The sequence below is a fragment of the Dyadobacter crusticola DSM 16708 genome, assembly GCF_000701505.1.
Lineage (GTDB): Bacteria > Bacteroidota > Bacteroidia > Cytophagales > Spirosomataceae > Dyadobacter > Dyadobacter crusticola.
The window spans coordinates 86,664-101,597 of the sequence record NZ_KL370788.1; the positions used below are offsets into that span (position 1 = coordinate 86,664).

The 14,934-nt window shown below is 47.5% G+C and carries 9 protein-coding genes; 7 read left to right on the plus strand and 2 right to left on the minus strand.

The genetic code is table 11. The features are described from left to right. Positions 1-119: 119 nt before the first annotated feature. Complete coding sequence (locus Q369_RS0127090; protein WP_031530842.1) at positions 120-1,004, minus strand: response regulator; 885 nt, start codon at positions 1,002-1,004, stop codon at positions 120-122. A gap of 170 nt (positions 1,005-1,174) precedes the next feature. Further along, positions 1,175-2,488: a sensor histidine kinase gene (locus tag Q369_RS0127095; RefSeq protein ID WP_031530843.1), complete on the minus strand. Its 1,314-nt coding sequence runs from the start codon at positions 2,486-2,488 to the stop codon at positions 1,175-1,177. 183 nt (positions 2,489-2,671) lie between these two features. Here Q369_RS0127095 and Q369_RS0127100 point away from each other — a divergent pair, with 183 nt between their 5' ends. The 7 genes from Q369_RS0127100 to asnS all read left to right on the plus strand — a co-directional run bounded on the left by Q369_RS0127100 (position 2,672) and on the right by asnS (position 14,785). Then, positions 2,672-3,778, plus strand: coding sequence for a chemotaxis protein CheB (locus Q369_RS0127100; protein ID WP_229206964.1), 1,107 nt, complete (start codon positions 2,672-2,674; stop codon positions 3,776-3,778). Between the two features lie 189 nt (positions 3,779-3,967). Beyond that, positions 3,968-5,050: an SDR family NAD(P)-dependent oxidoreductase gene (locus tag Q369_RS0127105; RefSeq protein WP_084165867.1), complete on the plus strand. Its 1,083-nt coding sequence runs from the start codon at positions 3,968-3,970 to the stop codon at positions 5,048-5,050. 55 nt (positions 5,051-5,105) lie between these two features. After that, positions 5,106-6,128: a chemotaxis protein CheB gene (locus Q369_RS0127110; RefSeq protein WP_031530846.1), complete on the plus strand. Its 1,023-nt coding sequence runs from the start codon at positions 5,106-5,108 to the stop codon at positions 6,126-6,128. Positions 6,129-6,255: 127 nt separating this feature from the next. Beyond that, complete coding sequence (locus tag Q369_RS0127115; RefSeq protein ID WP_031530847.1) at positions 6,256-6,495, plus strand: hypothetical protein; 240 nt, start codon at positions 6,256-6,258, stop codon at positions 6,493-6,495. Positions 6,496-6,697: 202 nt separating this feature from the next. Beyond that, the gene (locus Q369_RS0127120; protein ID WP_031530848.1) at positions 6,698-11,227 is read left to right on the plus strand and encodes a CheR family methyltransferase; all 4,530 of its coding nucleotides are present in this window, start codon (positions 6,698-6,700) and stop codon (positions 11,225-11,227) included. Between the two features lie 219 nt (positions 11,228-11,446). Beyond that, positions 11,447-13,147, plus strand: a complete 1,701-nt coding sequence (locus tag Q369_RS0127125) for a phytoene desaturase family protein (RefSeq protein ID WP_031530849.1) — start codon at positions 11,447-11,449, stop codon at positions 13,145-13,147. A 201-nt stretch (positions 13,148-13,348) separates the two neighbouring features. Further along, positions 13,349-14,785, plus strand: a complete 1,437-nt coding sequence (gene asnS / locus Q369_RS0127130) for an asparagine--tRNA ligase (RefSeq protein ID WP_031530850.1) — start codon at positions 13,349-13,351, stop codon at positions 14,783-14,785. Positions 14,786-14,934: the final 149 nt, after the last annotated feature.

Consider the following 14,934-nt stretch of genomic DNA (forward strand, 5'->3'; position numbering starts at 1 on the left):
CGGATCAGGAGGTTTGGGCCGGGCGGCCGGTGCCGTTCGAATCCCTACGAGACCACTTAAACCAGTATAGAACCCACGCAAAAATCAAGAATGCGTTTTTGCTACCGAGCCCGGACTAACTAGTAGTTTCTTTCCGGCAGGCTTACGGTATTCCACCAGAAATGGCATAAATCTTTAAAGTACGAAGCCGATTTAGTGAGGTCTTCCGTTTTAACCATATATCCATTAGCGCCAACTGCATAACTCTCTTTTATATCCTGCTGGCGACCAGAGGAGCTAAATACGATGACAGTAGCTGGTGGCTTCTTATGCAATGCAAAAAAACGCCTGATCCAGCCCAACAATTCCAGCCCTTCTTTTTTCGTAGGCAAATACAGGTCGAGAATAATCAATTCGGGCATGGACGGCCATTCACCTGCCCTTGCATTTAAAAAGTCAACTGTGTGTTCCTGATCAACCATTCTGATAATGTTCACATCTGGCAAAGTTCTATCAAGGCTGTGCTTAATTAGTTTCCAGTGATCATCATCGTCTTCGATAAACAGGATACTTTCTCCCTTTAATTTTTTTGAAAGTATCGGGCTACTTGATACATGCTGATAATGATGTAAAAAACAGATGTTAATATCTTGCACCATCTGCTCGAACTCCAGTACAGATACCGGTTTGGTGATAAAAGCATTTATTCCCTCTTCATAAGCCCTTAAAACCAGCCGCTGGTCCGCTGTAGTGGAGATCATCACAACCGGGATATGCATTGACACTGGATTGGCTTTAATAAGTGCAAGTGCCTCAAGCCCGCTCATTCGGGGCATATTCATATCCATCAAAATCAAAGAAGGACCATTGCCTTCGCATGGCCGTCCAAAGACTTTAACCAGATCTTCTCCATTATTGATTTCAATGATGCTGATGCCTTCTATAACGCTTTGGAGCGCTTCCCGCATAAGCATCCGGTCGTCATCATCGTCATCGACCAGGTACACCGTTTTTATCTCCTTCATTAGACAATAGCATTTTCATTGCAGAGTTTGTTGTATTACTTTTTCTTACTTGCATTAACCGGAAGCTCATAGAAAGGCAACATAGCTGGTAATAACATTGCAGTATTTCCTTGCTGCCATCATCATGGCTGATACTCCACATCGGGGCAAAAGGAAATCGAAACTCCCCGTTAGGCTGTATGGTGAATAGGTAACCGGACGCGGAACAGGGTACCCCTGCTTTTTACACTTTCAATATCAAGATTGGCATCCAGCATCTCACACAGCCGCTTGACGATCTGTAAACCAACGCCTTCACTCTTGGTAGCATGGTTGGTAATTTGAGCAAGTTGATCTGCCGACGGTATTTGAGGGATGCCTTCTGGCAAAACAACTACTGGTTCCGCCTGGTCTAGCCCCATTACGCTTGCTGGTTCGACTGTCGGCCGAAGCTGCTCCCGGAAAACACCTGTTAAGTTATCGGGCAAACCGGGTCCAGAATCCTGGATGCTGAATATCCAGCGGTAGTCTCCTTCCGTTGACCAAGAAACTGAAACGATCGAGGGGTGCTGGGGACTTGACGGGGTATATTTTATAGCGTTAATGAGGATGTTCTGGATAACGCGCTGAAGTTTGACCTGGTCCGTTTCAACAACCAGCATAGCTGGCCCGTCGCCCCTTAAAACAATATTCTTTTCAGCTGCCATAGGCTGCGCCCCTGCTACTATGTCATTTAAGAGTTTAGCCGCATCAACGGACTCTATTTTTAAGGTTTCCTGGCCTGCTTCAAGCCGTGAAAGATCCATCAGACCCGTCAGCATTGCATGGACATTGGCCAGGTTCCGGCTCATCATCTCCATAAATTCTTCCTTTTCCTGCGGACTCACCCCCTCCATCTTAAGCAGCATAGCGGCCGAATTGATAATGCCGAAACTTCCCCTCAAATCATGTGAAGACGTCCTGAGCATGTCATCACGCTGCAGTGATAATTCCTGCATTTGCTCAATGGCACTTTGCAATGCAGCGGCCCGGCTGCTGGCTTGCAAGCGCTGGAGCTCATCATATTTCTGCACGCTTCCATCAATCGTTTCCTGCATCAGAGCAGCGATCTGTGCATAGACATATAGTAATAAAGATTTGTCCGCGTTAGGGAACAGCTGCACAAACAGTTCGAGTTCAGCATAAAGTATATGTGAAAAATACTTCAGCTCCCGCATCGTTTCCATCAACTCAAGTGCCTTGTGCCACCGATGCAACCCATGGCCCTGAGCCGTAAGGGCCAAGTCCGCTTCCGGTGGTTTACCCAGCAAGCGCTGCTCTAGGATGTCTAAAATAATGGGCAACAGGTTGTTGAACTCTTCACGGCTCAGCAAAGAGACTTTCCCCAAAGCAGGGCCTTTTTCGCATGCTGTACGCCAGTTGTTTAAAATGGCTTCGCGACGGGTAAATAAATAATTGACTAATTCGCCAAGAGACTGGGCAGAATAAGGGGCAGCAGGTGCCATAAGAGAGGTATTGACAAACCAACATCCGGTTGTTCGGTTCGATCCGGAAGTGGTGAGTCCTAATTAGGCAACCAGGCGAAACTTAAATTCTGAGATTAAATGCTCTCCTTAACAAACGTTGAACCAGCGATATAGTTCAACAGCAAGGTGGTGCTGCCTGAGATAGCTAAGAGAAACCGTGGTATGGAAATTTCATTATCACGATTCCACCAGATAATATTTGATATGCAAACACGGGACATCATTGTGATCGGCGCTTCGGCAGGGGGGGTAACAGCTTTGAAAGCACTGGTCAGCAGCCTTCCGGAGGATTTCAAGGGGTCCGTCTTTATCGTACTGCATATTCCCGCTTACTCTGAATCCAGATTGCCCTGGATACTTGAAAAGGCTGGCCCCCTGCAAGCCGTGCATCCACAGGATGGGGATATAATCCAGCAAGGAAAGATCTATATTGGCATAAACGATCACCACCTTATTTTAGAGCAAGATAAGGTACGCGTAAAACGGGGACCGAAAGAGAACAGGTTCAGGCCGTCCATTGATGCCTTGTTTCGTTCCGCAGCGTATGTATACGGGTCCCGGGTCATTGGGATAATCCTTTCAGGTCTTCTCAATGACGGTATCTCGGGGCTTTGGACCATACAGCAGCATGGCGGTACGGTCGTTATCCAGGATCCAAGCGATGCCGAGCAGCCACAACTTCCGGAAAATACCCTGGAATATGTAGAGGCGGATTACACTGTCGCAGCAGCGGACATGGGGCCTCTGATTGCAGGATTGGTCAAAGAGCCTGTCCCAGAGCGAAACAAGTTCACTCCCCAGCAGCTTAAATTGCTGAAGATGGAAGTTATTATTGCAACAAGGGACAATGCTTTTGAAATGGGCATTATGGATATGGGTAAACTTACACCCTTTACGTGCCCGCAATGCCATGGGGCGCTGGTCAGACTGGTGGAAGGAAAATTGATCCGGTTCAGGTGCCATACCGGCCACGCTTATACGGCAAGTTCGCTTTTATCAGAATTATCTGAGGTTGTTGAAAGCCAGTTATGGCAGACCATGCGCGGGTTGGAAGAAATGGATATGCTCCTTAAAAATATAGGGGACCATTATGAAGAGCTTGGTGATAACAAGTCGGCCGGCATATTCTACAGTAAATCAAAAGAAAGTGCATCACGGGCCCAAATCATTCATGACTCGGTTTTACAACAAAATCAGTACAGTGAAGATATACGGCTGAATAAAGAAAAAGAAAGTCCTGAGGCACCTATCACGCCTATCAGTAAATGATCAAGTATTACCAAATAGTTTACAACATTGAGCGCTTTTTATCAGCAAATTCATATCCTATTTTAGTTCTGACTTTCTCATTTCAGTGCTTTTTGTACACTAGCATACTGAGTTAAAATTTGGCACAATTTTTAGAGGCAGCTGCGGAACTACGCAGGCATTGTCAAACAAGATCACTCAGTCAAGCTTATGTTAAACGGAACAATACATTCAGAAAGCGATTTACAACCTACAATCGGCAATACACATTTAAGCGTCAAAGCGGCCAACCTTGTCATCTCCGTTTTCTTGCTGCTGTTTTTTGGCAGCTGTGCAACTAAAAATCTAAGCAAGTCTGCTCAACGCAAAGTATCAGGGAAGACGTTCGTTATCACCGGCGCATCCAGCGGTTTCGGGAAAGGCACGGCCTTGCAGCTTGGACAGTACCGCGCCAACGTGGTGCTGGCCGCACGGCGCGGTGATATGCTGGAAGATGTAGCCAGGCAGGTGAGGGAAGCCGGAGGGAAAGCAATTGTGGTTGTAGCCGATGTGGCCAAGCCAGAAGATATCCAGCGGTTGGCAGATACGACATTGAAGGTATTCGGTCATGCCGATGTCTGGATCAACAATGCCGGCGTTGGTGCAATAGGACGCTTCGAACAGATACCACTGGAAGAATATTCTCGTTTGGTCGATGTCAATCTAAAAGGTGTTATCTACGGCAGCTACGCGGCTATGAAGCTTTTCAAAGCCCAGGGCTATGGCAAGCTGATCAATGTAGGGTCGGTTGAAAGTGCAGTTCCTCTGGCCTACCACGCCACTTATGGCTCGACTAAAGCCGCAGTAAGGGGCTTGGGCAACGTGTTGCACCAGGAGATCAGGCTGAGTGGAAATAAAAAGAAAATCAAAGTAGTAACGATCATGCCCTGGGCAGTTGATACCCCTTTCTGGGGGCACGCTGCCAATTACAGCGGCGGAACGCCCCGCATGGCAGCCATGGACGAACCACAAAAGGTAGTGAACGCCATCATTTTTTCTTCACTTCATCGCAACAGGGAATTGCCCGTGGGCTGGAAAGCACGGGGCGCATACATCTCTCATCGCTTGTTTCCTCACTTCACGGAAAGACTGTCGGCCAACATTGCGCATCGGTATCAGATCGAAACAGCCCCGCCTGCGCCGGCTACATCTGGCGCTGTTTTAACGCCCACCGCCACAGGTACAGGCATTGACGACGGTGTACGCGCAAGAATGAAAGCAGAGAAGAAACAAAGAAAGCAAAGTAAAAAATAGGTTTAGAAATACTCCGGCATACACTATATGAAGCTTGCCTAAAATGTTACCGAGAATGAATTTACAAAGCCATAGCATTATTGTTATAGGATCATCAGCAGGAGGCGTCCCGGCTTTAAAAGAGCTGGTAAAGTCTTTTACCAAGGATTTTGCCGCCAGCATTTTTATCGTGCAGCACCTTGCGGCCAATAAGGTCAGTTACTTACCAGAGATACTTTCCAGCCACGGGCCGCTTCCGGCCAGGCACCCTCGGGACGGCGAGCAGATCAGCAAAGGCATCATTTATGTTGCCCCACCGGATCACCACATGATCATTGAGAACGAGCATATTTCTATTAAAAGAGGGCCGAAAGAAAATAATTTCAGGCCCGCTATCGATGTAACGATGCGTTCAGCGGCTTATTGGCATGCAGACCAGGTGATCGCCGCTGTGCTTACGGGATATCTAAGTGATGGCAGTTCAGGCCTTTGGTCGGTCCAGCAACTGGGTGGTACAACAATTGTTCAAAGCCCCGAGGATTCCCCTTACCCGGATATGCCAAGGAACGCGCTCGAACGGGTTGATCCTGACTATATTCTACCCTTAAAAGATATCGGTCCATTAATCAACACGCTGGTCACCCAGCCTGCGAAGCGTAACCGGGTTGAAAATGATGTGCTTAAAACCAGAATGAAGGTTGAAATTGAAATTGCCGGACAAAAAAACGCCTTGTCAAGGGGCATTCATCATATGGGCGAAAAAACAGATTTAACCTGTCCTGAATGCGGTGGTGCTCTGACCAGCTTCCAGGAAGGATCAAATGTGCGCTACCGTTGCCATACCGGTCATGGGTTCTCATCAAGTTCCCTGTGGTTGGGCATCAATGAGTCGGTAGAAGCAAAGTTATGGCAAGCAATGCGCAGCATGGAAGAGGGTATTCTTTTTTTAGAACAAGCAGTGACGCGCTGTGAATTGAGTGGCAACCAGGACCATGCACGGGATTTTGAGGAAAAGGCAGATATCCTCAGAAGCCGGTCCAAAGCACTGCTGGACTACATCTACACACAGGGGCAGGTCAATGACATCACGTTGTCTTGAGTTCTGTTAGTCCAAAGTACACGCCCGGCTGTTTTAAGGGTTACATACGCTATCCAACAAAAGAATTTTCACCCATCTTAAATATATTGGGGCTATCTTAGAGCTTCACTAGGTAGAAAACGGCACTTTGGACAAAAAATATGTAACCCAGGCATTTGCACTCGGGCTCAAAGGTCGTTACGACGTTTTGCTTGCCTACTACGGCGACAAACTCTTCCAGCTGCCTGCAACAATTGTAGTCGCACAGATTAAAGACGAGATCGGAATTTCAATTACCGAGCATTCCATATACACACTCAAAAAGCGGATCAAGAAAAAGCAGATCAAATCAGCTATTGTCGCTCCCGCAGATCTTGCTGCTACTTAAAGTCTACTTCCCTTCACCTATTTAATATATCAATCCTGTGTTTGGTGCTAGCGTGGATTACCAGGATGATGCATGCTCTTAATCTCTGATTTTGCAATAGTATTTGCCCGGAGCGGGTGAGGCCCTATGTGTTTTCCTAATAAGCCAGCTAGTGGCATTGCGTAGTCCTCTGACTAGCCAGGACGAATTCTCCATATTGCTTATGATCAATAAAGGGGTAACCCCCAAATCTGAAAATACCGAGTACACCAATCTGGAGCCCGGAAAAACACCTGTACCGATCGTCGCCATTGGCGGTTCGGCCGGCGGCCAACAGGCCATGAGTGAGCTACTATCCTTTCTTCCCGCAGACACAGGCCTGGCCTATGTATACATACAGCACTTATCGCCGGACTACGATAGCAAGCTAGATTCCATCCTTGCGACTAAAACCGCCATGACGGTCATAGAGGCAACCCATCTGATGCCCGTAGAGCCAAACCGGCTTTATGTGATCCCGCCAGACAAAACCATGGAGGTTGTAGATGGGGTACTGGTGTTGACTCCCAGAAAGCCAAAACCTGCTCCACACCTGCCTATTGACGACTTTTTTATATCCTTGGCCGAAAGGCAAAAGGATGGAGCTATCGGCATTGTGCTTTCCGGAATGGCCAGTGATGGGACGCGTGGTTTGAGGGCCATTAAAGTTGCCGGCGGCATCACCTTTGCACAAGATTTAACGGCAGCTTTCCAAGGCATGCCGCAGTCGGCCATCATAGAGGATGTCGTAGATTTGGTATTGTCGCCTTCCGAAATTGCGACCGAGCTTTCAAGGATCAGCAACCACAGAGAGATTTTCCGGTTGACCTCAGAGAGCAGCGAAGCCGTTCAGGATGATAACGACACCGAAGACCTTATTGAAGTACTAGCCTTTGTGAAGTCTGCTGCAGGTGTTGATTTCACCCACTACAAAAAGTCAACCATACGGCGCAGGATTATCCGAAGGATGCTGATTTATAAACTTGAAACCCTGGCAGATTACGTGGAGCATCTTAAAAAGAATCCAACCGAAGCCGGGATTCTTTTTAACGATTTGTTGATCAATGTAACTAACTTTTTCCGTGACCCTGCCACCATGGAGCATGTGAAAAAGCAAATACTTCCCCGTATTGTTAGCGGCAAATCCCCTGGTGAAGCAGTCCGGATTTGGGTGGCCGGGTGCTCCACCGGCCAGGAGGCTTACTCCATGGCGATCATGATGCTGGAAGTGCTGGGCACGAAGGCATCCAGTCTGCCAATACAAATTTTTGCCACTGACCTGAGTGATTCCGCCATTGCCAAAGCCCGTATGGGTGTTTTTACAAAAGGTGAGGTTTTGGATATTTCACCCGCCCGGCTTGACCGCTTTTTTTCGAAAGTCGATGACCAATATAAGGTTAACAAACTGGTGCGGGACCTTTGTGTTTTCGCTCCGCACAATCTGCTGGGCGACCCACCATTTTCGCGGATGGATCTGATCAGCTGCCGCAACCTGCTGATCTATCTGGATGCTGAGCTGCAGCAGAAAGTATTTGCCACCTTCCACTATGCCCTTAAAGCCGACGGGTATCTGCTGTTAGGTAAATCCGAGTCAGTGGGAAGCTCCTCAACGTATTTTGCGCAGATAGAAAAAACGCAGAAAGTATTTGTTCGCAAAAGCAACACCCGGACTAATATCCCACTCGACATGCCATTCAAAAGCAATACACCTTCTTCCCCCATGAAAACGCTCACTACCAAGACCACTAAACTCGCTACTGTAAGCGACCTGGACAAACTGGTAGATAACCTGCTGCTCTCTCAATATGTGCCAGCAAGCGTGGTCATTGACCAGGATCTGGAAATCATTCAGTTCCGGGGTATCACTACACCTTTTTTACAGCATTCAGCGGGGAAAGCCAGTTTGAACTTGTCAAAAATGGCACATCCCTCACTGGCTTTTGAGCTTCGCAACATTGTTCAGAAAGCGCGCAAAACGGCAGAAAGGCAAAGAAAAGACGGCCTGGAAATCAGTTATCCCGACAGGCCTGTCTATGTTAATATCGAGGCTGTACCCATCACAAATCCTGCCAACCAGCAGCTTTTCCTGGTTGTGTTTGAACAAGTCAGCGAAAATATAGCATCCGTTTCCAATACAGGGGACCCTGAACAGCGCAACCGCCAGCTGGAAGCCGAGCTCACGGCCCTCCGACAGGACATGCATTCCATTGTTGAAGAGCAGGAGGCCAGTAACGAGGAATTGCAGTCGGCCAACGAAGAAATCGTCAGCAGCAATGAAGAGCTGCAAAGCATCAACGAAGAGCTTGAAACCAGCAAGGAAGAAATAGAATCGGCCAATGAAGAGTTGCAGACCATCAACCAGGAGCTGCAGAACCGCAACGACCAGCTGACCGAATCTTATGAGTATTCGGAGACAATCCTTTCAACAATCAATGAAGCGACTCTTGTTCTGGACGAACACATGCGTATCAAAAGCGCCAACCATGCATTTTACCGGTTCTTTTTGACCGATGCTGAGCGGACCGAAGGGCAATTGATCTATGAGCTGGGTAACCGCCAGTTTGATTTTCCGCAGTTTCGGGACTTACTGCACCAGGTCAGCGCTTATCATGCGGCCGTTAGTGGCCTGGAAGTAAGCATGCGGATCTCTGCCACTGAGCAGCGAACAATGGTAGTGCACGCCAGAAAGCTAACCCTTCATCAGAAGCAGATTATACTTTTAGGCTTTGAAGATATCACCGTCCACCGCCGCGAGCAGCGGCTGCTAAGCGAAAGAAAGCAATGGTTCGAAACACTTGTAAATAACGCGCCAGCCATGATCTGGGTTTGCGAGGCTGATGGCAAGATTAATTTTCTGAACAAAGCCTGGCTTAACTTTACCGGACGGTCTGTGGGCGAAAGCCAGAACATTTTTCTCGAGGCGGTGCATCCCGATGACTTACCAAATTACCAGGCGGTTTTGTCTGAAAACCTGGGACAACAGACAGAATTCACTTTGGAATATCGTCTTAAACGAGGCGACGGGGAATACCGCTGGATATTGGAAAACGCAAGTCCGGTGTTCTCTGCAGATGAAAGTTTTACCGGTTACACGGGCAGCGGGGTCGACATTCATCTTCAAAAAACGATTACTGAGCAGCTCAACGAGCATGTTGACGAAAAAACCATTGCGCTTGGTAATGCCAACCAGAAGCTTGCCCGGACGGCCAACCGCCTTCAAAGCGTGCTGAATGGTATTCCTGCATCCGTAACGCTCATGGAGCCCATCTATACAGACAAGGATAGCATTGCCGACTTTGCAACATCGGTATTTAATGAGAAAACCCTGGAATTTACTGGCCAGAATAGTGAGCAGATCCAAAACAGGACATTGCTGGAAGTTATTCCGTTCTTAAAAGATGCAGGCATTTTTGATAAATATGTCCAGGTCCTAAAGACCGGAGATGCAGCTTACGAGGAATTATCGATACAACAGAAGACGCTTGCCTTTTTTATCACCAGGCAAGTTGACCAGGCAGGTATAGTGGTTACCACGCTGGACATAACCGACCGGAAAGAGGCAGAAGTTAAGCTTACGGAGGTCGCTACGAGCTTGCAGGCGGTGCTGGACAGCTCGCCTGCGTCGATTGCTTTTTTTAAAGCGATTGAAGGTGAAGATGGACAGCCAATCGATTTTACGCTTATAATATGTAACCAGAGGTTCTCAGGCGAATTTGGGAAACCAGTTTCCGATCTGGTGGGCATGCTTGCCTCCGGGTTACTCTCCTTGCAGAATCAGGTGGAGATGAAGCAAGTCTACGTAACAAGAGACCCTTTTTACGAAGAGCATTTGCTGAATGGACACCCTAGATGGCTCGCTACCTCCATGACCCGGCACGACCACGGCATAGCCATTACCGAGCTGGATATCAGCAATTTCAAGGAAAGTAATTTGAAGCAAATAAAGCTGATTAAGCAGCTGAATAGCTCCAACGACATGGTCGAGTCACTAGCTACAATGAAAGAATATATACAGCAGCGGGGTGCCTTTTTACGTTCTTCCTTCCATGACCTTCGTGGCAGTTTTGGTATCATCGTGGGAGCAGCCGCCCTGCTCAATACAATGGATACCCATCATGAACGGGAAAAAATCCTTGAAATGCTGCAGCGCAACCTCAACCAGGTATCACAAATGATGAACCAGCTGCTGGATTATTCCAGGCTCGAATCAGGCGAGGAAAAATTGCACATCAAAAGCTTCAATGCCGGAAGCCTGTTGACAGAACTCTGCGCCGGATCTGAGCAGCTAGCTGCGGAAAAAGGGCTGTTTATACATTTTGAAGGACCTGCAAATTTGCTTGTAGAAGGCGACGACGTTAAAGTACGCCGTATTGCCCAAAACCTGATTTTAAACGCTTTGAAGTATACCCTTGAAGGTGGTGTAAATGTTAGTTGGCAAGCCAACGAAACAGACAATGGGCAGGTTAGCACATGGAAATTTGCTGTTTCCGATACGGGGCCGGGACTTTCTGAGCACCTGCTGGCAAAAATGAATGACACAGAAACCCGGGACTCCAACCCTGATCTGCAACCTAATACGGAGGGGCATGGAGAAGGGATCGGACTTTTTATTATTAAACGCCTTTGTGATATTCTAAAAGCAGACATAACCGTGAAAAGTGAGCCCGGGGCCGGAACAACTTTTCAGCTTATTTTACCGCAGTCTTATTTGTAAGACTTATTTGCCAGGCTTGCTTGCGTTAACGGGCCCTACAACACCTAACATATATTGTGTCCGGGGGTTGTCTGAGACTACTCCTATTGTACTAGATTGTGGTTCAGATTATTGCCACATCGATGGTTATAATAGCTATATGAGGAGAGGTTTGAAATGATGAGGAATAATATTTTTATATGCAATCCATCACACACCTTTTCCCCAACAAGCCAAACTGTGTCATCTGAACAGCAGGATTTAACATTTGAATTCGATAATATCATCATTGGCTCAGGTATGGGTGCGCTTTCAGCGGCGATTTGCCTGGTGCGTGCAGGACAGACCGTGCTCATTTTGGAGCAACATAATGTGCTTGGCGGCTGGTGCCACAGTTTTCGGATTGGAAGTCAGCGCTTTTCACCTGGAGTTCATTACATAGGACAGCTTGGTAAAGGCCAGTCGACCCGCATGTTGTATGAAGGTTTGGGAATTGCCAATGATCTTACCTTCTTCGAAATGAATCCGGCGGCTTATGAACATTGCTGGATTGGTGAAAAACGGATCGATATCCCTGCCCATTTTGATGCGCTTTGCAAAACACTTTCAGCCGAATTTCCCGAAGGAAAGAAAGGCATTGAAAAATATTTAGCTGTCGTCAAAAATGTCAGCAGTCAGCTGGACCTGATCTCGGAAATGAATGGTTTTCGTGACCACCTTACCATTCCCTGGCGCACGCGACATTTAGGAAAATACGGTTTGTTCAGCGTAAAACGGGTTATCGACTGGCATATCAAGGATCCATTACTCAAAAAAATACTGAATATCCAGTGGGGTAACCACGGACTTCCACCTGCACAAGCGTGCTTCCCTTACCACGCGGCGGTCATGGCGCATTACGAAAAAGGCGGTTTTTACCCTCTGGGTGGCGGCGCGGCGATCGTCAAAGCGATGGCTAATGTGATCAAAAAACATGGCGGGCGATGCAGGACGGGGCAGCAGGTGAAACGCATTTTGATTGAGGGTGAAAAAGTGAGGCGAGCGGTAGGCGTCGAACTTGAAAACGGAGCACGTATATACGCCAAAAGGGTGATTTCAAACGCCGACCCTGGGACAACTTACTTGAAGCTGATAGGCGAACGGTACCTCAGCAAGCAACTTTTAAATCAATTAAAAAAAACAAAATACTCCTGCACTTCACTGATCCTGTTTTTGACGGTCGATATGGATTTGCGCAAAGCCGGCCTGGACTCCGGGAATATCTGGCTGATGCCGGACGCTGCGGCCGAAGAATCATACGGACAACATTCAGGTACGGACATTGCTTCGGAAATGGAATTCCCGGCTCTATTTATCAGTTGCAGCACATTAAAAGATCCGACGAGTTTTGACGGTATTCACCATACACTGGAAGTGATTACGCTTATTAACAATCAGGCTTTCAGCCAATTTGAAGGTAAAACCGGCGTCCATTCCCAGGCATATTTAGATTTTAAAGAGCAGCTGAGCGTGAAAATGATCAAAAGCCTGGAAAGGGTGCTGCCAGGGATCAGCGAAAGCATTATCCAGAAAGAAATGGGCACGCCGCTGACGAATAAACATTACATTGGTTCAACCGACGGCTGCGTATATGGTACCGAAAAAAGCTTCTGGCAGATAGGCGCATTTGCATTTAAAGCCCGAAGCGAAATTGAAAATCTCTACTTGTGTGGGGCGAGCATATTGGCCAATGGAGTCGCAGGAGCCAGTTATTCGGGTGTACAAACCGCCGCCCGCATCCTCGGCAGCTCACAGGCAGAGCTGCTCAAACCAGATCCATCGCAGCGACTTCACGTGTACCCGGCCGAAGACGCAACACATTATCCCGAGTGGATCAAAACGAAAATCAATACGCGGAGGAAGTTGAAAGTGAAGGATACTGCGCAACCCAATCCCGCCTGAATTTTCGGCATCGGCCTAAATACTGCTTTTTTGTGGCTTTCTTAACAGGTTTGCTTGTCAGCAAGCTTCTCACATTGTAAGTTTGCCAAGGAAGCGAACAGATTACAAATCAGAATCCAACCACCTATTTAAAAGCATTTGAAACGCATAAGATGCTTTTGAATATTCAAATACTTTTCAAATAACAAAAGATTGCCAAAAATGGGACCGCTGCAAATTAAAGAGATATTACAGGCTTCTCCGGAAAACCAACCCGTCACCCTCAAAGGCTGGGTGCGGACAAAAAGGGAAAGTAAAAATGCAATATTCATCGCATTAAACGACGGCTCCACCATTCACAATATCCAGGCAGTAGCGCTGCCAGGGCAGTTTCCCGACGAGCTGATGCAAACCGTCACAACCGGCGCCTGTCTGAAAATCGAAGGACAACTCATCGAGTCACAAGGCTCCGGCCAGGCGGTCGAAGTGAAAGTAGACGATATCCTCGTTTACGGAGCTGCCGACCCGGAAGTTTATCCTTTACAGCCTAAAAAGCATTCATTGGAATTCCTGCGGGAAATCGCGCATTTGCGTCCTCGCACCAATACTTTCAGTGCCATTTTACGCATTCGCCACGCGCTAGCCTTTGCTGTTCATCAATACTTCAACGATAAAGGGTTCTTTTACCTCCACACACCTGTGATCACTGCCTCTGATGCAGAAGGTGCAGGCGAAATGTTCCGGGTAACTACGCTGGACCTCAACAAATTGCCCCGTACCGAAGAGGGGGCGATTAATTTCAAGGAAGATTTCTTTGGAAGAGAGGCTAACCTGACTGTGTCGGGACAGCTGGAAGGTGAGCTGGGCGCAATGGCGCTATCCAAAATTTATACATTCGGGCCTACTTTCCGTGCCGAAAACTCCAACACGACCCGACACCTTGCGGAGTTCTGGATGATTGAGCCTGAAATGGCGTTTTTCGAGCTGGAAGACAATATGGACCTGGCTGAGGATTTTGTTAAAAATGTGATTACTTACGCATTGGTCAACTGCAAGGACGATCTCAATTTCTTACAAAACAGGCTGGCAGAAGAAGAAAAAAGCAAGCCGCAAAATGAGCGCTCGCTGCCTTTGCTTGAAAAGCTAAGCTTTGTGGTAGATAACCCATTCGAGCGACTGACTTATACCGAGGCGATTGATATATTATTGAAGTCAAAACCGCACAAAGAGAAGAAATTCCAATATCCTGTGGGCTGGGGAATTGACCTTTCCAGCGAACACGAAAGGTATTTGGTTGAAAAACACTTTAAAAAGCCGGTTATCCTTACCAACTATCCGAGGGAGATCAAATCCTTCTATATGAAGCTGGACGAAGACGGAAAGACGGTACGCGCAATGGATGTACTATTCCCGGGTATCGGCGAAATCATCGGCGGAAGTCAGCGGGAAGAAAATTATGAAAAGCTGCTTGGCCGGGTACACGAAGTGGGTATCGACCCAGAAAATCTCTGGTGGTACCTGGAAACCCGCCAATTCGGAACCGCACCGCATTCCGGCTTCGGTCTGGGCTTCGAACGTTTAGTACAGTTCGTTACCGGAATGGGCAACATCCGCGATGTGATCCCTTTTCCGAGGTATCCGAAGAGCGCGGAGTTTTAAGGGGATATACTTTTTAATGTTAATAATGAGCTCGGTATTGTACCGGGCTCATTTTGTTTTGGAGTTACCCATAACTCATTTGAACTAACCGTAAATTAAACAGTTTAGGCTGTTACTACTGGATAGGGTAATTATGATGTGTAATTAAT